The 22,985-nt window shown below is 75.8% G+C and carries 18 protein-coding genes; 1 reads left to right on the top strand and 17 read right to left on the bottom strand.

What is annotated here, in order from left to right; translation table 11 throughout:
* Positions 1-5: 5 nt before the first annotated feature.
* From htpX to PKA89_RS15895, 9 genes are read right to left on the bottom strand one after another with little or no spacing between them, the layout of a single operon-like run.
* On the bottom strand, positions 6-896 hold the full coding sequence (gene htpX / locus PKA89_RS15935; protein WP_324421167.1) for a zinc metalloprotease HtpX: 891 nt from the start codon (positions 894-896) through the stop codon (positions 6-8).
* Positions 897-942: 46 nt separating this feature from the next.
* Positions 943-2,400 (bottom strand): proton-conducting transporter membrane subunit, encoded by a 1,458-nt coding sequence (locus PKA89_RS15930; RefSeq protein ID WP_324421166.1) that lies wholly within the window; start codon positions 2,398-2,400, stop codon positions 943-945.
* Positions 2,397-3,872, bottom strand: a complete 1,476-nt coding sequence (locus tag PKA89_RS15925; protein ID WP_324421165.1) for an NADH-quinone oxidoreductase subunit M — start codon at positions 3,870-3,872, stop codon at positions 2,397-2,399. The genes PKA89_RS15930 and PKA89_RS15925 overlap by 4 nt, the downstream gene beginning before the upstream one ends.
* Positions 3,869-5,746 carry a proton-conducting transporter membrane subunit gene (locus tag PKA89_RS15920; protein ID WP_324421164.1) on the bottom strand — a complete coding sequence of 626 codons (1,878 nt, stop codon included), beginning with the start codon at positions 5,744-5,746 and terminating at the stop codon, positions 3,869-3,871. The genes PKA89_RS15925 and PKA89_RS15920 overlap by 4 nt, the downstream gene beginning before the upstream one ends.
* A complete protein-coding gene (gene nuoK, locus PKA89_RS15915; RefSeq protein ID WP_324421163.1) occupies positions 5,743-6,069 on the bottom strand; it encodes an NADH-quinone oxidoreductase subunit NuoK in 327 nt (108 codons plus the stop codon). Before nuoK ends, PKA89_RS15920 begins: the two co-directional genes overlap by 4 nt.
* Positions 6,066-6,587, bottom strand: coding sequence for an NADH-quinone oxidoreductase subunit J (locus PKA89_RS15910; RefSeq protein WP_324421162.1), 522 nt, complete (start codon positions 6,585-6,587; stop codon positions 6,066-6,068). Before PKA89_RS15910 ends, nuoK begins: the two co-directional genes overlap by 4 nt.
* The gene (locus PKA89_RS15905; protein WP_324421161.1) at positions 6,584-7,195 is read right to left on the bottom strand and encodes an NADH-quinone oxidoreductase subunit I; all 612 of its coding nucleotides are present in this window, start codon (positions 7,193-7,195) and stop codon (positions 6,584-6,586) included. The genes PKA89_RS15910 and PKA89_RS15905 overlap by 4 nt, the downstream gene beginning before the upstream one ends.
* Positions 7,189-8,145, bottom strand: coding sequence for a complex I subunit 1 family protein (locus tag PKA89_RS15900; RefSeq protein WP_324421160.1), 957 nt, complete (start codon positions 8,143-8,145; stop codon positions 7,189-7,191). Before PKA89_RS15900 ends, PKA89_RS15905 begins: the two co-directional genes overlap by 7 nt.
* Entirely contained in the window at positions 8,142-8,663 is a 522-nt protein-coding gene (locus PKA89_RS15895) for an NADH-quinone oxidoreductase subunit C (RefSeq protein WP_324421159.1), read from the bottom strand. Before PKA89_RS15895 ends, PKA89_RS15900 begins: the two co-directional genes overlap by 4 nt.
* A 115-nt stretch (positions 8,664-8,778) precedes the next feature.
* Between PKA89_RS15895 and PKA89_RS15890 the strand changes: the two genes are divergently transcribed.
* A complete protein-coding gene (locus tag PKA89_RS15890) occupies positions 8,779-9,222 on the top strand; it encodes a hypothetical protein (protein ID WP_324421158.1) in 444 nt (147 codons plus the stop codon).
* Here PKA89_RS15890 and PKA89_RS15885 read toward each other — a convergent pair whose 3' ends face one another.
* The 8 genes from PKA89_RS15885 to ndhC all read right to left on the bottom strand — a co-directional run bounded on the left by PKA89_RS15885 (position 9,223) and on the right by ndhC (position 22,507).
* Positions 9,223-10,140 carry a hypothetical protein gene (locus tag PKA89_RS15885; protein WP_324421157.1) on the bottom strand — a complete coding sequence of 306 codons (918 nt, stop codon included), beginning with the start codon at positions 10,138-10,140 and terminating at the stop codon, positions 9,223-9,225.
* Between the two features lie 46 nt (positions 10,141-10,186).
* Entirely contained in the window at positions 10,187-12,580 is a 2,394-nt protein-coding gene (locus PKA89_RS15880; RefSeq protein WP_324421156.1) for a transglutaminase-like domain-containing protein, read from the bottom strand.
* A complete protein-coding gene (locus tag PKA89_RS15875) occupies positions 12,577-13,776 on the bottom strand; it encodes a DUF58 domain-containing protein (RefSeq protein ID WP_324421155.1) in 1,200 nt (399 codons plus the stop codon). Before PKA89_RS15875 ends, PKA89_RS15880 begins: the two co-directional genes overlap by 4 nt.
* 7 nt (positions 13,777-13,783) lie before the next feature.
* Positions 13,784-14,764: a MoxR family ATPase gene (locus PKA89_RS15870; protein WP_324421154.1), complete on the bottom strand. Its 981-nt coding sequence runs from the start codon at positions 14,762-14,764 to the stop codon at positions 13,784-13,786.
* A gap of 46 nt (positions 14,765-14,810) precedes the next feature.
* Positions 14,811-20,939, bottom strand: coding sequence for an Ig-like domain-containing protein (locus PKA89_RS15865; RefSeq protein ID WP_324421153.1), 6,129 nt, complete (start codon positions 20,937-20,939; stop codon positions 14,811-14,813).
* Positions 20,940-21,153: 214 nt separating this feature from the next.
* The gene (locus PKA89_RS15860) at positions 21,154-21,567 is read right to left on the bottom strand and encodes a DUF2568 domain-containing protein (RefSeq protein WP_324421152.1); all 414 of its coding nucleotides are present in this window, start codon (positions 21,565-21,567) and stop codon (positions 21,154-21,156) included.
* Positions 21,564-22,145 (bottom strand): NADH-quinone oxidoreductase subunit B family protein, encoded by a 582-nt coding sequence (locus PKA89_RS15855; protein WP_324421151.1) that lies wholly within the window; start codon positions 22,143-22,145, stop codon positions 21,564-21,566. The genes PKA89_RS15860 and PKA89_RS15855 overlap by 4 nt, the downstream gene beginning before the upstream one ends.
* A complete protein-coding gene (ndhC, locus tag PKA89_RS15850; RefSeq protein ID WP_324421150.1) occupies positions 22,142-22,507 on the bottom strand; it encodes an NADH-quinone oxidoreductase subunit A in 366 nt (121 codons plus the stop codon). Before ndhC ends, PKA89_RS15855 begins: the two co-directional genes overlap by 4 nt.
* Positions 22,508-22,985: the final 478 nt, after the last annotated feature.

Genomic DNA, 22,985 nt, shown 5'->3' with positions numbered 1-22,985 from the left:
CCGCGTCAGCTCGGGTTGATGCGGTGCCCGTAGGCCATCTGCTCGAGGCGGGCGATGCGCTCGGCCATCGGCGGGTGGGTCGACATCAGCCGCGAGACGTCCTGGGCCCGGAACGGGTTGGCGATCATCATGTGGCTCGCGTTGACCAGCTGCTGGGTCGGGGCCAGCGGCGCCCGGGCCACCCCGAGCTCGAGCTTCCTCAGCGCGCTCGCGAGGGCCAGCGGGTCGCCGGTCAGCGTCGCGCCGTCCTCGTCGGCGTCGTACTCGCGGGTGCGCGAGATGGCCATCTGGACGACCACGGCGGCGATGGGCGCGAGCAGGGCCAGCGCCAGGCCGGCGATCGGGTTGCGGTCCTCGTCGCTGCTGCCGCCGCCGAAGAGGGCACCGAAAGCGAGGAACTGGCCGATCGAGGAGATGACGCCGGCGATCGCGGCGGCGACCGAGCCGGTGAGGATATCGCGGTTGTAGACGTGCATCAGCTCGTGGCCGAGCACCCCGCGCAGCTCGCGCTCGTCGAGCAGGCCGAGGATGCCCTCGGTGCAGCAGACGGCGGCGTTCTCGGGGTTGCGCCCGGTGGCGAACGCGTTCGGCGCCTGGGTCGGTGAGACGTACAGGCGCGGCATCGGCTTGCCGGCCCGGGTCGAGAGCTCACTGACGATGCGGTACATCGCCGGTGCCTGCGCCTCGGTGACCGGGTAGGCGCGCATCGCCTTGATGGCCAGCTTGTCGGAGTTCCAGTACCCGTAGGCCGTCGTCGCGAGACCGATGAGGGCGAACACGAGGATGAAGACGCTGCTGCCGGTCCCCTGCGCGATGAACCAGCCGACGAGGAGCAGGAGAGCCCAGAGCCCGCCGAGGAGCCCGGCGGTCTTCAGGCCGTTGAAGTGGTTGTGCATGTCCGGTGAACGCTCCTGGTGGTCGGTTCGGTTCCGGGTCGGCGGCTCAGCCGAGGCCGCCGAGCAGCCCGTGCGGAAGGGCGCTGACGACGGCGAGGACCGCCGTGCCGAGCACGAGGACCGCCACGGTCGAGCGGCCGGTCACGAGGGCGGGGGGTGCGAGCCCGGGCGCGGCGTCCTCGGGGCGGGCGAGGAGGACCGCGAACCACCGGAGGTAGACCGCGAGCCCGACGACGACGGCGAGCACGGCGGCCGCCGCGACCGGCCACACCCCGGCGGCGACCGGGGCGGCGACGGCGAGCACCTTGACGACGAGGCCGACGACCCCGGGCGGGAGGCCGGCCAGGACGAGGAGGGCGAGGGCGAGCGGCCCGCCGGAGAGCGGGTCGCGCCGGAGCAGCCCGCGCATCTGCCCGAGGCTGCGGGCCCCGGTCCGGGACACCGCGGCGAAGGCCACCGACGTCGCAGCGGCGTAGACGAGCACGTAGGCAGCGGCGGCCCGCACCCCCGCGCCGCTGAGCGCCGTCAGCGGCACGACGACCCATCCGGCCTGCGCGATGGCCGACCACGCGAGGAGGCGGACCGGGTCGTCCTGGCGCAGCGCGACGACCGTGCCGAGCAGGAGGGATGCGGCCGCCGGCACCCCGAGCACGACGACGACGGCCGGCTTATCAATGCCGGTGAGCGCCGAGACGACGACGAGCAGGGCCGCCGCGGCCGAGGTCTTCGACGCGGCGGCGAGGAAGAGCGAGGTGCCGAGGTCGGCTCCCGCGTAGGCCTGCGGGGTCCACGCGTGGAACGGCACGAGCGACAGCTTGAACCCGAGCCCGGCGACGAGCAGCACGACGGCGAGGACGAGGACGTCGTGGCGGTGCGGGTCGGCCCACGCGAGGGCCGCCGACCGCGTCGAGAAGGTGGCATCACCGGTCGCGGTGAGCCACAGGGCGGCCCCGAGGACGAGGAGCGCGAAGGACACGAGCGAGGTGACGAGGAGGCTGAGGGCGCCGTGGGCGGCCGACCGGCTGCCGCGGAGGGCGACGAGCGCGACCGCCGGGACCGTGGCGAGCTCGAGGGCGACCAGCCACGAGCCGAGGTCGCGGGCCGCGGCGACGGACACTCCCCCGGTCGTCGCGGCGAGCAGCAGGACCGCGGTGACCGACGCGTCGCGCACCCCCGGCCGCCCGTCGTGGAGCAGCGCGAGCGCCGCCGCCGCCGCGAGGAGGACGCCGGCCTGGAGGGTCGAGGTGCGGGGCTCGGCGGTCCACAGGCAGGCGCCCTGCGGGCCGGGCAGGCAGAGCGTGCGCAACGGCTCGCCCGAGCCGGCGAACGTGCCGCGCAGCGCCAGACCCGCGCCTGCGACGAGCACGGCGCCGGCGAGCGGCAGCGCCCAGCGGCTGCGGCCGGCCGGCCGGAGGGCGTCGCCGACGAGGACGAGCACCACGCCGAGGACCGGGGCGAGGGCCGGCGCGAGGACGAGCCAGTCGAGCGTGACGAGGGAGGTCATCGGGTGCCCACCAGGGCGAGGGCGGCGTCGGAGGTCACCGACAGCAGGAGCATCGGGGCGACGCCGAGGACGACGACGAGTGCCGCCAGCCCACCGAGGACCCAGCGCTCGACGCCGACGGCGTCCGGGGTGCGGGCGGCCTCGGGGTCGGGCCGGTCGCCGACCCAGACCAGCCCGGCGACCCGCAGCGCGTAGGCCGCCGCGAGCGCCGCCCCCACCGCGGCGAGGACGGCGCAGGTGACGAAGACCGGGCCGGGCCGGCCGGCCGCCGGGGCCCACGCCGAGTACACCGCGAGCAGCTCGCCCCAGAAGCCCGCGAGGCCGGGCAGGCCGAGGCTCGCGGCCAGGCCGAGGACGAGGACGAACCCGAGCCGCGGCGAGGTCTCGCGCAGCGCCGGGCGCCGGACCGCGAGGTCGACGTCGCCCCACCGCTGCTTGAGCCCGCCGACGAGGACGAAGAGGAGGGCCGAGACCACGCCGTGGGCGATGTTGGCGTAGAGGGCCGCCTGGAGGCCGGTGTGCGACCCGCTCGCGAGGGCGAGGACGACGAACCCCATGTGCGCGACCGACGAGTACGCGACGAGCCGCTTGAGGTCGCGCTCGACGAGGCAGACGAGCCCACCCCAGAGGATGCCGACGACCCCGGCCACGGCGAGGACCGGTGCGAGCCGGCTGAACCCCCCGGGCACCGTGGCGACCGGCAGCCGCACGAGGCCGTAGGTCCCCATCTTGAGCAGCACCGCCGCGAGCAGCACCGACCCGGCGGTCGGAGCGGTCGTGTGGGCCGGCGGCAGCCAGGTGTGCAGCGGGAAGACCGGGACCTTGACGGCGAGGCCGACGACGAGGAGCAGCGCCACCGCCAGCTGGGTGCCGGGACCGAGCGCAGCCCCGGCACCGCCCGCGAGCGCCCGCAGGTCGGCGGTGCCGGCCGAGGCGACGAGCAGGAGGATGCCGACGAGCATCGTCGTCGACCCGACCGCCGTGTAGAGGATGAACCGCTGGGCCGCGTCGGTGCGGCCGCGGGGGTCGTGCGGGTCGCCGTAGCGGCCGACGAGCACCCACATCGGCACGAGGACGACCTCGAACGCGACGAAGAAGAGGACGGCGTCGCGGGCCGAGAAGGTGGCGAGCGCGCCGGCCTCGACGAGGAGCAGGCAGCCGAGGAAGGTGGCGGGGGTGCCACCCGACGGCACCTCGACCCAGGCGTGCGCCGCGACGACGACCCCCATCACCGCGGTGAGGAGCAGCAGCGGCGTCGAGACGCCGTCGACGCCGAACGACCAGCGCACGCCGAGCTCGGGCAGCCACGGGCGGTCGACCGCGGCGCCCGTGACGACGACGGCGACCGCGAGCCCGAGGGTCGCGACCGCCGTCCCGGCGGCGAGGACGCGGGCGGGGCGCACCGGGAGGGCCCGGCCACCGCTGACCAGCCAGAGGCCGACGGCGGCGGGGAGCGCGAGGAGCAGGCTCACGACCACGCGAGCACCCCCGCGATGCCGAGGACGAGCACTCCGGCGAGGACGAGCCCGACACCGGCGGACGGCCGCTCGCGGCGGTGGAGGCGCACCCCGGTCCATCCGGCCGCGCGGGTGGCGACGGCGGCGCCGCGGACGTAGGCGTCGACGACCTCGGTGTCGAGGAAGGCGACGAGCCGGGCCAGCCGCAGCACCGGGCGGGCGACGACGCGGCGGTAGAGCGCGTCGACGCCGAGCCCGCGGTCCGCGTGCGGGACGAACCGGCGGGCGAGCACCTCGGCGGGGTCGCGGTCGAAGCCGCCGCGGAGCGCGACGGCCACCCCGACCCCGACGACGAGGACGGTGAGCACGAGCCAGAGCAGTGACACCTCGTGCACGCCGAAGGACCCGGTGAGGACGACGAGGCCCCCGAAGACCGTGAGGACGGTGAGCACCCAGAGCACGGTCGGGGCCGCCGGCGTCACGGCACCGGCGGACGGCCGCTGGCGCAGGTGCGCGGTGAGGACGAGGTAGCCGCGGGTCGCGTACGCGGCGGTGACGGCCGAGGTGAGGACGAGGGCGACGAGGACGAGGACGCCCGGCCCGTCGGCGCCGACCGCACCGTCCCACGCGGCGGCGAGGACGTGCTCCTTCGAGACGCCGCCCACGACGAGCGGCACCCCGGCCAGCGAGAGGAACCCGACGAGGAACGCGACCCGCAGGACCGGTGCGGCGGTGGCGCTGCCGCGCAGGGGGGTGGCCGCGGTCCCCCCGGCGGCGACGGCGGCCCAGCCGATGGCGAGGAAGAGCAGCGACTTGAAGAGCGCGTGCGACCACAGGTGGAGCAGCCCGGCGCCGGGGCCCGCGTCGCCCGGCGCCGCGGCGACCGCGGAGAGCATCACGGCCACCTGGCTGACGGTCGACCACGCGAGCATCCGCTTGAGGTCGCTCTGGGCGAAGGCGAGGACCGCGGCGAGCAGCATCGTCACGGAGACCGCCACCCCGAGGAACCACCGCGCCGACGGGCTGTCGGCGAGCAGCGGGAAGAGGCCGGAGAGCACGACGGTGCCGGCGGCCACCATCGTCGCGGCGTGGATGAGCGCGCTCGCCGGCGTCGGGCCCTCCATGGCGTCGGCCAGCCAGTCCTGGAACGGGACCTGCGCCGACTTGCCGAGCACCCCGACGACGACGAGGACGAGGAGGATGGCGCGCAGCCGGGCGTCCGGTGCCGCGCAGGCCGTGAGCCCCTCCCCGACCGTCAGCCCGGTCTGCACGGCCGTGTCGACGCACTCCGTCGGGCGGGCCCAGGCCTGCACCACGCCGCCGAGCGCGGTCGTGCCCGCACCGGCGGCGAGCCCGACGATGCCGAGGACGAACCCGATGTCGGCCACCCGGGTCACGAGGAACGCCTTGAGCGCCGCCCGCCGGGCCGCCGGTCGGCGCGACCAGTGCCCGATGAGCAGGTAGGAGCACCAGCCCATCACCTCCCAGCCGACGACGGTGAGGACGAGGTCGGCGGAGACGACGACGAGGAGCATCGCGGCGGTGAACAGCGACACGGTGGCCGCGAACTGGCCGTAGCGGTCGTCGGTGCCGAGGTACCACGTGGAGTAGACCTGCACGGCGGTCGCGACGAGGGCGACGACGGTCGCCAGGGCGAGCCGGGTTGGGTCGGTGACGGTACCGAGCGGGACGTGCAGCTCGCCCACCGGCAAGGGGAAGGTGTGGCCGGTCACGGTGCCGCGCTGGGCGATCCACCCGACGACGGCGAGCAGGAGGGTTGCGCCCGAGGTGATCGTGGCGACCCCGGCGACGAGCCGGTCGTCGCGCCGGACCGCGACCCCGAGGGCGGCCGCGGCCGCCGGGACGAGGACGAGCAGCCACGGGCTCACGGCGCGACCTCCGCCGTGGTCTCCGCCGGGCTCGGCTCGTCGAGGTCGATGGAGCCACGCCGCCGGAACACGGCGAGGACGACGGCCAGCGCGACGACCACCTCGGCCGCCGCGATGGTGATGGTGAACAGCGGGAGGACGCTGCCGGCCGCCCACCGGTCCGCCCCCGCGGCCTGGGTCGTCACGAGGAGCACGAGGCCGCCGGAGAGCATCAGCTCGACCCCGACGAGGACGAGGACGGCGTTGCGGCGCACCGCGACCCCTGCGACACCGAGCCCGACGAGGGCCGAGGCCAGGAGGTACGGACCGACGAGGTGGATCACGACGCGGCCTCCGGGCCCGCGGCGTCGCGGGAGCCACGAGCCACGGCGAGGGCGCCGACGAGGGCCGCGAGCAGCAGCAGCGACAGGAGCTCGAACGGCCACACCCAGGTGCCGAAGAGCTGCCCGGCGACCTGGGTCGTCGTCACGTCGGAGCGCCGGACGGTGCCGTCGGCGAGCGGGACGAGGACGCTGGCCAGCAGCCCGGCGGTCGCGAGGCCGAGCAGCGCCGCCCCGACCGCCCGCCACGGACCGACCGCGTGGGCGCGGTCGGGACCGATCGGCGCGCGGGTGAGCATCAGCGCGAAGAGGACGAGGACGACGACGGCCCCGACGTAGACGAGGACGAGGACGAGCGCGACGAGCTCGGCACCGAGGACGAGCAGCGAGCCGGCGACCCCGAGCAGCGCGACGACGAGCCACAGGGCCGCGTGGACGACGTGCCGCGTCGTCACCGCGAACAGGCCCCCGAGGACGGCGAGCACGGCGCTCGCCGCGAAGGCGGTGTCGAGGGCGGTCACTCGAGCTCCTCGCGGACGACCCTGGGCCGCACGGTCCGCGGCGGGCGGGCGGCGCCACCCCCGGCGACGAGGCCGGTCCCACGGGCCGGGCGGTTGGCGGCGGCGACCTCGGCCGGCTCGGCGGCCTTCTCGTCGAGCGCCGGCGGCGGCGGCACGGTGCGCATCCACTCCCCGAGCCGGTCCTTCTCGTGGAGGAGGTCACGGATGTCGACCTCCGCGTACTCGAACTGCGGGCTCCAGAAGAGCGCGTCGAACGGGCACACCTCGATGCAGATGCCGCAGTACATGCACAGCGAGAAGTCGATGGCGAAGCGGTCGAGGACGTTGCGCTGCCGCTCGCGGCCGCCCGGCGTGGAGGCGGGGATCGTCTCCTTGTGCGAGTCGATGTAGATGCACCAGTCGGGGCACTCGCGCGCACAGAGCATGCACGAGGTGCAGTTCTCCTCGAGCAGCGCGATGACGCCGCGGCTGCGCGGCGGCAGCTCGGGCGCCACGTCCGGGTACTCCGCGGTGTGCGTTGGGCGCAGCGCGGTGCGGGCCGTCGTCGCGAGGCCCTTGAGCACGCCGGGCAGGCTGCCGCGGCCCCGGGTGTCCTTCTCGCTCACCATCCGAGCACCACCCCGGCCCCCGTGAGGAGCAGCTGGAGGAGGGCCAGCGGCACGAGCCCCAGCCAGGCGAGTCGCTGCAGCTGGTCCTCGCGCAGCCGGGGCCAGGCCACCCGCACCCAGATGACGACGAGCGCGACGGCGAACCCCTTGAGCAGGGTCCACAGCCAGCCGAGCGCGTCGGGCAACGGCCCGTGCCATCCGCCGAGCCACAGCACGGCGAAGAGCAGCGACATCACGACGATGCCGGCGTACTCGGACAGGAGGAAGAAGGCGAAGCGCAGGCCCGTGTACTCGGTCCACGCGCCCATGACGAGCTCGGCGTCGGCGACGGGCATGTCGAACGGGGGTCGCTGCAGCTCGGCGACCGCGGCGACGAGGAAGACCACCGCGCCCGGCAGCTGCCAGAGCAGCCACAGCGGGGTCCAGCGGTCGGCGAGGACGACGAGCGAGAGCGACCCACCGGCCAGGGCGACCGATGCCAGGGCGAGGACGATCGGCAGCTCGTACGACACGAGCTGGGCGGCCGCGCGCAGGCCGCCGATCAGCGAGTACTTGTTGGCGCTCGACCAGCCGGCCATCAGGGTGCCGAGCGCGCCGACCGAGGTGGCGGCGAGGACGAGGACGAGGGACCCGGGCACGTCGACGGCGGCGACGCCGGGGTGCACCGGCACGGTCGCGAGGGCGACGAGGTACGGCACGAGGGCGACGGCGGGCGCGAGCCGGAAGACCCACCGGTCGGCGGCGCGCGGCGTGATGTCCTCCTTCTGGAGGAACTTCACGCCGTCGGCGACGAGTTGCGCCCAGCCGTGGAAACCGCCCGCGTACATCGGACCGAGCCGGCCCTGCATGTGCGCCATCACCTTGTGCTCGGCCTGGCCGACGAGCAGCGGCAGGACGAGGAACGCGGCGAGGGCGGCGACCGCGCGGAGGACGGCCTCGAGCAGGGTCATCGCGGCCCCCACTCCGGCGGCGGGACCCCGGGCGCCTGGACGCGGCGGCGGCTGGGCGAGCGCGACGACTCGTGGCCCTCGCCCGGCTCCTTGCCGCCCGGCCACGGCTTGCTCGCCCGGGCCGCGAGCTGGAACGACTTGCGCAGCGGCGTGCCCTCGAACCCGTCGGGGAGCAGGAGGGGGCGCAGACCGAGGCCGGTGCCGTCGTCGAACCCGGCGAAGTCGATGCCGAACATCTCGTGCGTCTCGCGCTCGTGCCAGGCGGCGCCGGGCGCGACGCCGGTCACCGAGTCGAGGGCCTCACCGTCGGCGACGCGGGTGGTCAGGAGCAGACCGTGCAACGCCCCGGGCGTGCGGACGTCGAGGAGGTGGCAGACGACGTCGAAGCCCGGTGCGGCCTCGTCGTGCAGGCGGTCGACGGCGCTCAGCCAGTCGACGAAGGCGAAGCCCTCGGAGCGGGCGGCGGCGACGGCGTCACGCCACCCACCGGGCTCGACCACGCGCGTCTCGTCCGCCACGTCCGGCAGCCTAGCGAGACACCGCGCCCGGAGGCCCCGCCACTCCGCCCGGGTGGGGCGCCGGGCTGCTCCGAACCCCGGCGCCGCGGGGGTCCACCTCCCTACGATGGATGCCGTGACCGGGGAGCACGACGTCGACGAGACCACGGTGCCCCGGTCCCGGCTGCGCGCGGCCTGGGACGCGCCCGCCGTCACGGCTCCGGCGGTCCCGAAGGTCACGGCGGCCCCGGCGGCCCCGGCGGTCCACCGGGTGGTCCGCGACACGCCGGAGCCGGCGCGCCCGGCCCTGCGCCGCACCGCACCGACCCTCGAGGGCCGGATCGCGCCGTGGGCCGTCCCGCCCGCCGACGCCCCGCCGCCGTCACGGCCCGCCGCCGGAACGGCCCGCGGATGGGGCCGCGACCCGGAGCCGGCCACCCCCGTCGCGCCGCGCCACCGCCAGCGGGCGCACGCCGCCTACGCGCCGACCGAGGGCGCCGTCGACCTCAACCCGGAGCAGCCGACGCCCCTGACCGACCCGCCGCGCAGGTCGGTCTGGCGCAAGCTCGCCGGCCGCTGATCAGCCGCTCGGTGCGGCCGGAGCCGGCCGCAGCGGCTGGCCGCTCACCGCGTCGATGACCGGGCGCGTCCCCACCGGTCGCTGCAGGTGGACCTCGACGCGCTGGACCACGAGCATCGAGTCGCAGGCCGTTCCGGGAGGCGGCGTGGTGACCGCGCCACCGACGACGACGAGGTCCGGGTACTCGGCCACGAGGCCGCGGGGGCCGGTGTCGCACGACCCGGTGCCCACGTCGACGGCGAGGGTGGTGCCGTCCACCGGCCCGAGGTACATCGCGGACACGATCCCCGCCTCGCGACCCGCTCCCGGGGCGGGGAGCTCCGGGAGCGACGTGACCGCCGAGGGCGCGACGGCGACCCGGACCAGCGGCTGTGACAGCCCCTCGACGGTGAACAGCCAGGCCGGCACGCTCGCCTCTCCGCGGGAGGTGCCGAGGGTCGTCGTGCCGAGGCGAGCCGCGGTGAGCGTGACCCAGCGGCACTCCGACGACCCGGAGTCGGTCGGGCAGGCACCGGAGCGGGCGGGGAGCTGCCCGACGGCCGTCCGCGCACCGACGAGCGGGACCTCCAGCGTGGAGCCGTCCGCGAAGCGCACCACGCCCGAGCCCGCGTCGTCGGGGAAGGTGGCCGCGCGGATCCAGCCGCCGTAGAAGGACGCCTTGAGGGTGCCGTCCTCGATCCACGGCGGCTCGACGCTCAGCGGTTCGAGGGGCACGAACCCGTCGCTCCACCGCGCCCCGAGCCCCGCGTCGCGCCACGCCTTCGCCGCGGCCGCGGCCTGCCGGCCGAACGGGGTCCCGTCGTCGACGACACCCCCACCGGCCGGCCCGGACCTCCCGCAGGCGCCGAGCACCCCGAGCGCGACGAGGGCGGCGAGTGCGGCGAGCAGGACGGAGACGTGCGGGCGTGAGCGGCTCACAGACCTTCGACGCACTCGGCGCTGCACGGTTCCCGGGCCGCCCGGCTCAGCCCGCCGGGGCGGGTTCGGGCGCGGGCACCACGGGCGGGGCGACGCGTGCGGCGTGGATGCCGGACGGCGTGCGGACCCGGCCGCGCCCGCGCTCCGGGAGGAACGAGGCGAGGCTCACCGCGCGCCGCCAGCGTTCGCGCCACGAGCGGCCCTCGGCGAGCTCGTGCCGGCTGCGGGCCGCGAGCGCCCACGCCCGGGACGCCGCGGCGTCGTCGGCGCCGGCCGGCCCGAAGGTCGCGACGTCGACGGCGCGGGCGGTGTCCATCAGGGCGGCGCCACCGACCGATCGGGCGACCTCGCGGCGGGTGTCTCTCCCGGAGACCTCGTACCCGGCGTCGCGCAGGGTGTCGACGACGTCGCCCCACGCCGCGGCGGTGCGCACGGCGGCGGGGCCGCGGCGGGAGCGGACGAGGCGACGCGTCCCCTTGAGCAGGAGCAGCAGCCCGGTCCACAGCGGGATGCCGAGGACCGGGACGGCGGCCACGCCGATCGCGACGGTCGCCCACAGCGGCAGGTCGAACCCGACGTCGGGCGCGGTGGTCCGGCTCCGGCCGGTCGCGCCCTCGTCGAGGCTGAAGCCGTCCTCGCTGCTCGGCGGGCGCTGCGCGGTGGGCGGCGGGACGGTGGCGGCGCGGTTGCGCTCCTCGTCGAGCACCTGGCGCGGGTCCGGGGCGCGGTCGCGCGGCGGGACGAAGTCGTCGGGCGGGATGAGGACCCACGAGGTGCCGTCGTGCACCTCGACCCACGCCCGCACGTCCGACCCGTGGACGACGCCGTCGGCCCCCGGCACGGCGCCGAGGACAATACGGGCGGGCATCCCGAGGTAGGCCGCCGACAACGCGAGCGTCGCCGCGTACTGCTCGTCGTTGCCGGCGGGCTGCGCGTCGGCGAGGAACTGGGTGAGCCGGCCGATCGAGTGCCCGGGGAGGATCGTCCCCTGCCCCGTGCCGCCGTCGCTGTAGGCGCCGATGGTGCGCAGCCGGGCGGCGACGGCCCGGACCCGGTCGATGGGCTGGCCGCCTCCACCGACGCTGGCGGCGACGAGCCGTGCGACCGGCTGGAGCAGCGTCGGGTCGACCGGCGGGGTCGCCGGCACCGAGCGGTCCGGTGCTCCGATCCGCTCGTCGAGGACGTAGGTCTCACCGGCGGTGAGGCCCTCCGGCAGGACGGCCGCGCCGGTGTCGAGGTTGTAGCGCAGTGCGTCGTCGAGATCCTGGGCCCGGCTGCCGGAGAACGCGAGCCGCGTCTCGCTGCCGACGGTGGGGACCCAGATCCGCAGGTCGCGGCGGCCCGCCCAGCCGTCGCCGATGGTGACCGTCGCGGTCGCCGGGGTGCCGCCCTCTGGCCGGGGGATGCGGGCCCCGACCCGGAGGAACGAGCCCGACCCGACGGCCGCGGTCTCGGTGGCGTTGCCCGCGGCCCACACCGTGCCGGAGTAGGAGTCGACCGTCGCGAGGCGGAGCAGCGTGCCGCTCGGCAGCCCGCGGACCGTGAGCAGCGTCTTGTCCGCGAGGTCCTCGCCGGCCGGCCGGAAGGCGCGGAAGGCGGCGAGCGGGCTGGGCCGGTCGGTGGCCGAGAAGGGAGCCGCGACGTGCTCGCGCAGCACCTGGCGCTGGCTCGAGCCGACCCACGGGATGGCACCCAGGACGACGACACCCACGACGCCGAGGAGCAGCGCGGCGGTCGCGACCCGCTCGAGCGAGTGGGCGCTGTGCACGACGACGGTGCGCCGGGCCCGCTGCGCGCCCCAGACGACACCGCCGGTGAACAGCACGGCACCACGCGCGACGACTCCGGCCGGGGCGGCGACGCCGAGGGCCGCGACGACGACACCGAGGATCGCCGGGACGACCGCGGGCAGGTGCGGGGCCGGCGTGCGCCGGGCGACGAGCATCCCCGCGCAGCCGGCGGCCAGGGCGAGGAGGAAGGGCAGCAGCGAGAGCGGCCCGGCGCCGTCGATCGGCGGCAGGGTCGTGAGCAGGCGCCGCCATCCGCCGGTGGCGGTGTCGGCCATCGCCGCCCAGGACGACGGCGAGGGCACGGCACCGGCCTCGGTGCCCCGGAGGGTGAGCGGCGGTGCGAGGAGCAGCGCGACGACCGCGAGGGCCGGGACCGAGGTCCACCACGGCGCGCGCAGCCGGTCCATCCCCAAGGCCACGAGCACGCCGACGACGAGGCCGACGCCGGCGGTGAGCGCCCAGGCCCAGCCGAGGAAGGTGCCGACGAAGCCGCTCAGCGCGGTGGCCGAGAGAAGGAGGACGAGGCCGGCGTCGAGGGCGATGTCGAGCGGGCGCGGCTGCCGGCGCCGCGAGCGGCGGGTCCCGAAGGCGTCGGGGTCGGGGGTGACGACGGCGGTCGGCGGCGGGGCGATGGTCGGCGCGGCGGTCATCGTCCACCCACCACCCGGACGAGGCGGGAGAGGTCGCTCAGGGCCCCCATCGTGAGGAACGTCAGCCCGGCGACCGACGAGGTCGTGCTGCGCTCCCCCGGGGCGACCCGGACGACGAGCACGCGCACGTGCGGTCCCAGGTGGTTCGAGGCGCGCTGCACCTCCGGCACGCTCGTGTCCGGACCGGTGACGACGACCGCGATGCTCGTGCCCGGTGCGAGCCCGGTGAGCCGGGCGGCGAGCGCCGGCAGGTCGGTGTCGTCGGGCTCGACCCGGGCGAAGCCGTCGAGGGTGCGGGCCACCCCGACCCGGTCGACGGCGTGCGCGCCGGCGACGACGGTGACGTCCATGTCGTCGCGCAGCGCCCGCACGGCGACCGATGCGGCCGCGGTGACGGCGGTCTCGAACGCGTCGTCGTCGGCGTACTCGTCCGGCCGGGCGTCGAGGAGCACGCCGAGGTGCGAACGGCGGGTGTCGGTGTAGCCCTTCATCATGAGCATCGTCGAGCCGGCCGCCGCCGAGACCCGGGCCGAGGACTGCCAGTGGATGTGTCGCCGGTCGTCGCCGGGCACGTACTGGCGCAGGGTGTGGAAGTCGAGGTCCGACACCGACGGGTCGGCGGTGGGCCGCCCCTCGAGGTCGCGCACGAGGCCGGCGTCCAGCGAGGGCAGCGCGACGGTCTCGGGGTGGACGAAGAGCTCGACGGTCCGCGAGGCGTTGAGGGCCCGGCGGGCGAGCCCGAACGGGTCGCCGATGACCGTGGTCACGGGTCCGACGACCACCACCCCCCGGCGCGTCGTGTGGATCGGGAAGGGGTAGTCGACCCGCACGCCCGGGCCGAGCGACGACATCCGGAAGGCCTCGACGTGCTCGCCGACGGGCACCTCGAGGTCGGCCGGGGCCACCCGGCGGCTGCGGCCGTTGGTCACGAGCAGGGAGCCGTCGGCGACCCCACCGGGGCGCACCCGCACGGGGTGCACGCTGAGGTCGAGGTCGACCCGCGAGCCGCCGAGCGCCATGAGCACCGACAGCAGGAGGAGGACGAGCAGTCCGAGTCCGATGATCCGGGCCTCCTCCCAGGCCAGCGCCCAGCCCAGCCCCGTCGCGAGCACGCCGACGACGGCGGCACCCCACCCGGTGCGGGTCACGACGGACCGCTCCCGGAGGAGGTCGAGGAGCTGGCGGGCGGAGCTCACGGCGAGGTCAGTGCCCGGCGCTCGTCGGGAGGGGGACGACGTCGAAGAGCTGGTCGATGACGTCGGGGACGGTGACGCCGTCGAACTGGGCGTCGGCGTCGAGGAGCATCCGGTGCTGCATGACCGGGACGGCGAGCTCCTTGAGGTCGTCGGGCACGACGTAGTTGCGGCCCTGCCCGGCCGCCCACGCCTTCGCCGCGTGGACGAAGCCGAGCAGCCCGCGCACCGACAGCCCGAGCCGCAGGTGGCGGTGGTCGCGCGAGCGCTCGGCGACGGCCTGGGCGAACTCGAGCAGGGGACGGGAGACGTGCACCGAGCGGGCGACCTCACGCATCCGCAGCACCTGGTCCCCGCTGATGACCGGGGCCACCGCGGCCGCGCGGTCGCGGACGGCCAGCCCGGAGAGGACGCCGATGGTCGCCTCGGCGTCGGGGTAGCCGATGGCCGTCTTCATGAGGAAGCGGTCGAGCTGCGCCTCGGGCAGCGGGTAGGTGCCGGCCTGCTCGATGGGGTTCTGGGTGGCGATGACCATGAACGGGGTCGGCACGGGGTGGGTCACGCCGTCGACGGTGACGCGGCCCTCCTCCATCACCTCGAGGAGCGCGGACTGGGTCTTCGGCGAAGCCCGGTTGATCTCGTCGGCGAGGACGATGTTCGCGAACACCGGCCCGGCCCGGAACTCGAAGTGCTGCTGGCGCGGGTCGTAGATCGAGGCGCCGGTGACGTCGCTCGGCAGCAGGTCGGGGGTGAACTGGATGCGCTGGTGGCTGCCGTGCACGGCGCCCGCGAGCGAGCGCGCGAGGCTCGTCTTGCCGGTGCCGGGCACGTCCTCGACGAGGAGGTGCCCGCCGGCGGCGAGGCAGGTGACGGCGAGCTGGACGACGCGCTCCTTGCCGACGAGTGCGGCACCGATGGCGTCGACGATCGTCGTGAAGGTCTCGCCGAACCAGGCGATCTCGTCGGCGTGGGCCGGGGCTTCGGTGCTCATCGGGTCCTCGTCGGTCGTCGGGGTGGGGTCGGGTGCTGACGGTGGGTCACGGTGCGGTCCATCCGCGGGAGGATCTCGGGGTGGCCGGCGCGACGGTGTCGTCGCACACGGCGACGTAGCGCGTCCCGGAGGCGCCGGTGAACTCGGAGGCCGGCACGTCACGGGAGCCGTCGCCGGAGGCGTCGGTCGGGAAGCTCGTCGTCGCGACCACGGTGCCGCTCGGGCCGCCCTGGTGGATCGTGCACTGCATCGTCGTGCTCGGCGAGACGTTCCGGCCGGTGATCGTGACCGTCGAGTCACCGCTCGGGAGCGTCTGCCAGGTGGCGAGGCGGATGGTCCCGTTGCCGGTGGTCGCCGTCGTCGAACTGCTCGCGGCGTCGGCACCTCGGGTCACGCTGACCGCGATGGCCAGCGCGTTCGTGTAGCCGACCTTGCGGGTCCAGGTCTGGGTCCAGGGGTCGTTGCCGGTGGTGTCGTCGATGGTGATGGTCCCCGCGTCACCGCCGGTCACGGTCACGGCGACGTCGGCGGGCCGGCCGTTCGGGTCGGCGGTGACGGTGAAGGTGACGTAGGGACCGACCGTCGCGTCGACACGCACCGAGACCGCGCCGAGCGGGCCGTAGACGACGTCCGAGTCCACGCGCGTCGAGGACGAGAGCCCGCCGGTGTTCGTCGCGGTGAGGGTGAAGGTGTACGCGCTGCCGTTGGCCGGCACCGTGACGAGCTTGTCGAAGCTGGTCGGGCTGCTCCCGGCGGTCCACTGGCCGCAGGTCGTGCCCGAGACCCGGCAGGTGATCGTCTCGGAGTCGTCGCGGGCCGGCGGCGTCGTGAACCGGAGTCGCACCTGCCGGTCGACGCCGGTGGCCACCGCGGACACCGACGAGAAGTCGCCCGGGGTGCCGACGGCTCGCTGCGAGGTCGGGGGGCTGAACTCCGAGGTGTTGACGTCGTTCGCGGCGGCGACGCGGTACTCGTACGTCGAGCCGTCGTTGGCCACGGCGTCCGCCTCGCAGCGGGTGGTCGTCGTCGTGCAGAGGGTGACGGTGCCGCCCGGCCCGGTCCGGGTCACGATGTACTTGGTGTCCCCGGGCCCGTTGGGTGCCACCGCGTTCCACGTGGCGACGACGACCTGGCTGGCACCGCCGCCGATCTCGGTCGCGTCGAGCGTCGGCGCGTTCGGGATGGCCGGCGTGCCGGCCGACTGTCCCTCGACGGTGACCGGCGGACCGAACCCGGCCTTGTTGCGGGCCCGGATCGTGAACGGTGTGCGCACCGAGTTGTCGAGCCCGCCGGCGGTGACCTGCGTCGAGGTCGTCTCGGCCCGGCCGCCCGGCCAGGTCACGAGGTAGAGGTCGACGGCCGAGCCGGTCGTGGGCGCCGCGCCCCACTGGACGGTGACGCCGTGGTCGACCGGGTCGACGACCCGCGGGTCGACCGGCGCGCCGGGCACCTCGTCCGGGGTGATCGGGGCCGACGGTGCCGACGGCGGCCCGAAACCGACGGCGTTGCGCGCGCGCACCGTGAACCGGTGCGGGACGGCGTTCTCCACGCCGGTGACGAGGCACGGGGACGCCGGGCAGAGCTGGGTCTTGCCCTCCCAGGCGACCTCGTAGACCTCGATGGGCAGGCCGTTGTCCCGCGCGGGGGTCCACGCGAGGCGGGCCGACTCGCTGAGGGTCGGACCGACCTGGGTCGGGGCGCCGGGCGCGTCCGGCGCGCCGAGGACGTCGACGGTGAGGATGCCGGTCGTCTGCCGGTCGGTGCGGGTCCGGGAGTCGACGTCGGTGACCAGCACCCGGAAGGTGATGCGTCCCTTGGCCGTCCGGTCCGGCGTCACCGAGAGGGTGGTCGGGCCCTCCCGGCGGGTCGTGGCCGGCGAGCCGGAGACCGGCGTGACGTCGAGGATGGAGTAGTCGGGGTTGGCGAGGTCGGAGGAGAGGTAGCCGTCCAGGTTCACCGTCTCGGTCGTGCCGGCCCGCACCCCGGCGACGGAGACGGGCGCCATGCTCGGTGGCCGGGCGGCGGCGACCCGCACGGTGAGGACGGCCGGCACCGCCTCGGTGCCGTCGGCGGTGACGACCAGGCGCGCCGTCGTCCCCGGGACGGCGGCGGAGGAGGCCGCGACGACGAGGGTCCGGTCGTCGCGGGCCACCACCGACAGGCCCGGCACCTGCGTCTCGAGCCGCCCGCTGAACCTCAGCGTGTCGAGGGTCTCCGGCCGGGCGGTCCACACGTGGCACAGCTGCGGGACGAGCAGCGGGCGGGAGGAGCCGCCCACGACGACGTCGACCGCGGTCGGCGGGCAGCGCAGCACCGGCGTCTCCGGCCCGACCTGCACCGGCACGGTGACGAAGGCCCGGGTCCCGGTCCCGCCCGGCGCCGCGGCGGTCGTCACCTCGAAGGCGATGGCGGCGGGTCCGACGTAGTTCGCGAGCCCGGTGACGGTGAGCCGCGTCGGCCCGTCGGCCTCCACCCGCAGCTTGCCGGCCGGGGATGCGGCGAGACGGTCCTCGGTGGTCAGGGACAGCGAGCGGCCGGCGGGGTCGACGACCACCTGCGCGAGGTCGACGGTCGTCGAGCCGCCGCGGTCGACGCGCACGAGGGCATCGGGGCGCACGCTCGGCGCCCCGGAGCCACCGGCCGGGACGTGGACGAGCCCGAGGGCGGCCGCCCCGCCGGAGTCGACGACCTCGAAGGAGAGGACCTGCGGGACCCGCCTGACCGGCAGCGTGACGGTCCCGCCGCTGATCGTGGCCCCGGGCGCGTTGAACACCCGGGTCACCCGCAGCGGGCCGCCCGGGTCGTCGGGGTCGACGGCGCCGGCGAGCAGGTCGACGTCGACGGACGTCGCGCCCGGCGTGGGCTGGGCGAGGGCGTTGCGCGGCACCGGCGGTAGGTTGACGCCCTCGCGCCCGCGCACGGTGAGGGTGGCGGTGGAGGGCTCGCCGCTCGCGCCGACGATCGAGTAGCGCAGCTGGAGCGGGTCGTCGGGGGCCGGGGCGGTGACCGTGATCCGGCCGGTCGTGGAGTCGAGCGCCACCGTGCCCGCGAGGGCGGCCGGCACACCCGCGAGCGGCTGGACCGTGGCCCGCTCGCCGATCGGCTGGATGTCGTTGGCGAGCACGTCGACCGAGACGGTGGCGCCCGGAGAGACGGTGACCTCGTCGTCGACGGCGACGACCGGCTGCGGGTCGCCGGGCGGCGCGACGGCGATCCGGATCGTGCCCGTGCCGACCTTCTCGTAGCGGTCGCCGAGGAGGTAGGTGAAGTCGTCGGTGCCGCCGCTCGTCGGGTACGCCTGGTAGGTGATCGACGACGGCGTGACGGCGAGGACCCGGCCGAGCCGCGGTGCCGATGCGAGACCGACGAGGGTCGTCGAGTCGCCGTCGGGGTCCGCGCCCGAGCCGGCGATGGTCACGGTGATGGTGTCGCCGGCCACGACCCGGCCCTCGAGGGTCGAGGGGGTCGGGGCACGGTCCGGGCGCTGCTCGCTCGGCGGCGGGTTGACGGTGACCCGGGCGACCCCGGATGCCCTTGCCCCGGAGGCGTTCTCGACGACGTAGGTGATGGTGACGGTGCGCTGCTCGGTGACCTCGGGAGCCTGGTAGCGCACGACGGACCCGGCGACGTAGGCGGCACCGGTGGGATCGGTCGTCGGGCCGCCGTCGGCGCCACCGACCGGCAGCATCCCGCTGCGCTCGGCGCCCTCGACCTTGGGGGTGAGCCGGAGGGTCGTGCCGCCGGGGTCGAGGTCGTTGTCGAGCACCGGGATGGCCACCTGGTCACCGGACCGCACGGTGGCGGTGTCGTCGACGGCGACCGGGGTGTCGTCGACCGGCGCCGGCAGCTGGAGCACCGAGACGTTGCCGACCGCCGTCTTGCCGGCGCCGTTGGTCACGGTGTAGCGGACGAGCACGGGGTTGGGCCGCAGCTCCGGGCGGGTGGCCCTGACCCGCAGCCACCGGCCGCGCAGCACCGCGACGTCGACGGCGTCGGAGGACTCGGTCTCGGCGCCCTGGACGACGAGCAGGCCACCGGAGGGGTCGACGTCGTTGGCGAGGACGTCGACGATCGTCGCGGTCTGCCCGTGGACGACGGCCTGGTCGAGCATCGCGACGATGTCGCCGGTCCGCTCGGTGGCGGCGCGCACGTCGACCCGCATCGCACCACGAGCGAAGCTCGCCGAGCCGTACCTCACGGTGTAGGCGAGCAGGTAGGTGCCCGGCGCCCCGGCGGTGACGGTGACCGTCCCCGCCTCGATGCTCGTCTCGACGGTCGTGTTGTCCGGGGCCGTGACGTCGCCGGCCAGCTGGAGGCGGGCGTCCGGCGTCGTCGGGTCGGTGCCGGGCACGTCGTTCTCGAGCGGGCGCAGGACGATCGGCTTGCCCACCTCGCCGCGGCCGACGTCCGGGAGCGGTGTCGCGGGGGTGGTGTTGAGGGAGTCGGCCGCGAGGACGTCGATGCTCGCCTGTCCCGTGGTCTCGGCCGTGCCGTCCGAGACGGTGTACGCGATGGTGCGGGGGCCGGCGGTTCCGGCCGCGGTGTAGCGCAGCCGGCCGTCGGGCGTGACGTTGACCGGGGTGTCGCCGTCCTTCGCCGACGTCACCGCGACCGGGTCGGAGTCGGGGTCGCGCCAGTCGCCGACGACCGGCAGGCTGACCGACCCGCGGTTGGTCACCGTCGTGACCGTCGGGGTGTAGTTGGGCCGCAGGACCGGCGCACCGTTCTCGGTCGGCCCGCGGACCGTCACCGTGACGTGGGCCGACGAGCTGTTGCCGCGGCCGTCGTCGATGACGTAGTCGAAGCCCGCCGACGACGCGGTGGGGGTGAGGGAGAGCTGGACGGTCTGGCCGTCCGGCGAGATCTCGACCGTGCCGCTGGCCGGCGCGAGATTGCTGACCCGGGTGATCGACAGGACGCTGCCGGCCGGGTTCGCGTCGTTGTCGAGGACGTGGAGGATGCTCGTCCGTCCCGGTCGGGCACCGACGGCGTCGTCCCGGGCCTGCGGCGGCTTCGCGCTGCGGCTGACGGTCGTGGACGGGTCGGTCTCGTCCGGTGGCGTCTGCGACGAGGGTGGGGCGACGGTCGCCCAGTCGTCGAGCCGCCGGCCCGTGTCGAGGTCCCAGACGCCACCGCTCACCGAGTCGTTGAGGGCGACCGAGCGGTGGTTGAGCCGCAGGTGCGGGGCGAGGAGGCTCGTCGGGTCGGTCAGCCTGACCGTCTGCGGCTCGCCGTCCCCGCAGGCCCGCACGACCCGGCCGGGGCTCCCGGACCAGACCGCGTAGGTGCACCCGTCGAGGACGACCGGCGCGGCGGGCGGGCCGGTGCCCCCGGTGGTGACCACGCTCGTGCTGCCCCGCGCCAGGTCGACGGCAACGAGGGCGCGCGGGGTCGCGACGAGGACCCGACCGTCGGTGGTCGACGCCTGCGGCACGCCGTCGGCCAGCGACTCGCCGCTGACGACGACCCGGGAGCCTCCCGGGCGGGCGATGACGCCCGCGACGGTGTCGAGGACCACGGGTCCGTCCGGGGTGAGCACGACGTGGACGTCCTGGAGCGCGCCGCCGAGGGTCGCGGTCTCGGTGGTGAAGCGGCCGTCACCGGTCGGGGTGAGGGTCGCGAGCCGGCCGCCCGATCCCGCGGCGTACACGACCCCGTCGGGGTCGACGGCGACGTCGGCGGCCTGGGCGGTGACGTCCGGGGAGATGGGCACGGTGGTGACCGGCGCCTGGCCGGAGAGGCCGTCGACGGCGGCGACGGTGGGCGTCTGGGTGGTGGCGGCGTGCACCTGGCCGGTCTCGGGGTCGACGACCGCGGAGGTCGTGCCGCCGACGGCGAGCGGTGCGGTGACCGGGACGGTCACGGCGCGGTCGGTGACGAGCGAGCCGGCCCGGACGTCGACCGGTGCCACGCGTCCGGTGACCCGGTCACGGGTGAGGACGGCCGAGCCGGACTGGACGACGTCGAGCTGGTAGGTCTGGCTCGGTTCCTCGCCGGGCGGAAACGCGGCGTCGAGGTGGGCGGCCGGGGCGTTGAGCCGCCCGAACAGGCCGAGCCGCTCGTTGGTGACCCAGAGGGTGCCGTCGTTGGCCTCGAGGTGGTCGGCGGTGTAGCCGGGGCTGTGCGTCGCGGCCCAGCCGTAGCCGCCGAGCGCGACGGCCAGGACCGTCGCCACGACCGTGCCCGTGCGGGGTCGCCGGAGACCGCGACGGGACCGGTGCCCGCGCCGCGGCGTACCTCGCTCCTCGCTCATGAGCCCTCGGTCCTGGCGCTCCGGGCGCGGACCGACCTCCGCACCCGCAGTCATTGTGAGCCATCCGCGTGTGTCAGGTGTGCCGGTTGGGACAAGCGGCGGGTCGTGTTGGGTCGGTCGTCCCCCACCGACGGCCTCACCCGGCCGGTGGGGTGGGCGCCGCCTCGTGGAGGACGGTCTGGGCCGCGACGACCGCAAGCCCCGCGACCCCGACGAACCACGCCCAGCCGGTGTGCCCGCCCGCGAGGAGCCCGAGGGCGACCGCGTACACGAGGACCACGGCCCAGGCGGTACGCGGCCCGGGACGCAGCCGCCGCCGCCCCTTCGGGGCCATGAACAGTCCCCAGAGGACGAGGACGACGACCGTCGCGAGCACACCGAGGGCCCAGCCGCTCGCACCGCCGCCGACGAGGTCGTGGGTGACGACGGCGACGCCGCCGAACAGCGCGAGCTCGACGACGAACGCGACGGCGGCGAGCGCGACCAGTCCGGGGGTCGAGAGCCGGTGGCCGCCCGGCACGAGGCTGCGGTCGTCGTCCGGTCGGGTCACGGGGCGGCCACGAGGTCGCGGGTGACGTCGGCCGCGGTGGCGGTGCGGTGGCCCGCGAAGCGCCCGGCCCGGCGACCGGCGATGGCGGCGCCGCTGACGCGCTCGTCGGCGATCTTCTCCTGGAGCCGGATGATCCCCTGGAGCAGGGCCTCCGGGCGCGGCGGGCAGCCGGGCACGTAGACGTCGACGGGGATGACCTGGTCGACGCCCTTGGTCACGGAGTAGCTGTCCCAGTACGGGCCGCCGGAGTTGCTGCACGCGCCGAACGAGATGACGTACTTCGGCTCCGGCATCTGGTCGTAGAGGCGGCGGATGGCGGGCGCCATCTTGTCGGTGACGGTGCCGGACACGACCATGAGGTCGGCCTGGCGCGGGCCGGGAGCGAAGGGGATGACGCCGAGCCGGATGAAGTCGTGGCGGCCCATCGAGGTGGCGATGAACTCGATGGCGCAGCAGGCGAGGCCGAAGTTGAAGACCCACAGGCTGTAGCGGCGGCCCCAGTTGAGGACGACGCGCACCGGCTTGGGGGCGTGCTCCGCGAGCGGGCCGACGCGGGGCATCGGGAGGTCGGTGGTCATCGCGGCTCCCAGCGCAGCAGTCCCCGGCGGCCGGCGTGGACCAGCCCGAGGAGGAGGACGCCGACGAAGACGACGACCTCGACGAGCGAGGCGACCCCGAGGCGGTTGTCGCGCAGGACGAGCGCCCACGGGAAGAGGTAGACGGCGTCGACGGCGAAGACGACGTAGAGGAAGGCGAAGGACAGGTAGCGGACCTGGCTCTGCGCCCAGCCGCTGCCGACCGGGTCGACGCCGGACTCGTAGGTCGTGCGGCCGGCGGCGTCCGCGGCCCGTGGCGCGACGAGACGCCGGGCGACCATCGCGGCGGTCACGAGGAGCACGCCCGCGAGGACGACCGCCCCGGCGGCGAGGTAGCCCTCCATGGTCGGTCAGCCTAGCCCGGGCACGCGACGGGAGCCCGCGCCCACCGCGCGGTCCACGTGCCCACCCACACGACGCATCCCCAACCAGCGGCACGCTGCCTCCCCACGCGGCGCAACCCCAACGAGCGGCGCGCTGCCTCCCCACGCGACGCAACCCCAACCAGCGGCACGCTGCCTCCCCACGCGACGCAACCCCAACCAGCGGCGCGCTGCCTCCTCACGCGACGCAACCCCAACCAGCGGCGCGCGGCCGTCCTCCCCGTCGTGAAGCCACCTCGGCCCGGACCCACCGACAGCTGCCTCTCCCACCGCTATCGGATGCCCAGCCACATGACGCAACCCCGACGAGCGGCAGATCCGGCCGCTCACCGTGGCTGCTTCTCATCCGGGTGCACGTGCCGCTCGTTGCGGTTGCGCCCCCACGGCGGGCATCCGATAGTCACCGACCACCCCTCCTCAGGACGCCGCCGGGCGCGGA

It is taken from the genome of Phycicoccus sp. (assembly GCF_035325325.1).
In the GTDB taxonomy this organism is placed as follows: Bacteria; Actinomycetota; Actinomycetes; order Actinomycetales; family Dermatophilaceae; genus Phycicoccus.
The sequence above is the reverse complement of the archived record's forward strand: the minus strand, read 5'-3'. Positions and strand labels throughout refer to the sequence as shown.

Excerpts from the sequence above, each read along its gene's own strand:
- htpX (WP_324421167.1), bottom strand. The coding sequence starts at position 896 with ATGCACAACCACTTCAACGGCCTGAAGACCGCCGGGCTCCTCGGCGGG.
- PKA89_RS15930 (WP_324421166.1), bottom strand. The coding sequence starts at position 2,400 with ATGACCTCCCTCGTCACGCTCGACTGGCTCGTCCTCGCGCCGGCCCTC.
- PKA89_RS15905 (WP_324421161.1), bottom strand. The coding sequence starts at position 7,195 with ATGGTGAGCGAGAAGGACACCCGGGGCCGCGGCAGCCTGCCCGGCGTG.
- PKA89_RS15900 (WP_324421160.1), bottom strand. The coding sequence starts at position 8,145 with ATGACCCTGCTCGAGGCCGTCCTCCGCGCGGTCGCCGCCCTCGCCGCG.
- PKA89_RS15880 (WP_324421156.1), bottom strand. The coding sequence starts at position 12,580 with ATGACCGCCGCGCCGACCATCGCCCCGCCGCCGACCGCCGTCGTCACC.
- PKA89_RS15870 (WP_324421154.1), bottom strand. The coding sequence starts at position 14,764 with ATGAGCACCGAAGCCCCGGCCCACGCCGACGAGATCGCCTGGTTCGGC.
- PKA89_RS15855 (WP_324421151.1), bottom strand. The coding sequence starts at position 22,145 with ATGACCACCGACCTCCCGATGCCCCGCGTCGGCCCGCTCGCGGAGCAC.
- ndhC (WP_324421150.1), bottom strand. The coding sequence starts at position 22,507 with ATGGAGGGCTACCTCGCCGCCGGGGCGGTCGTCCTCGCGGGCGTGCTC.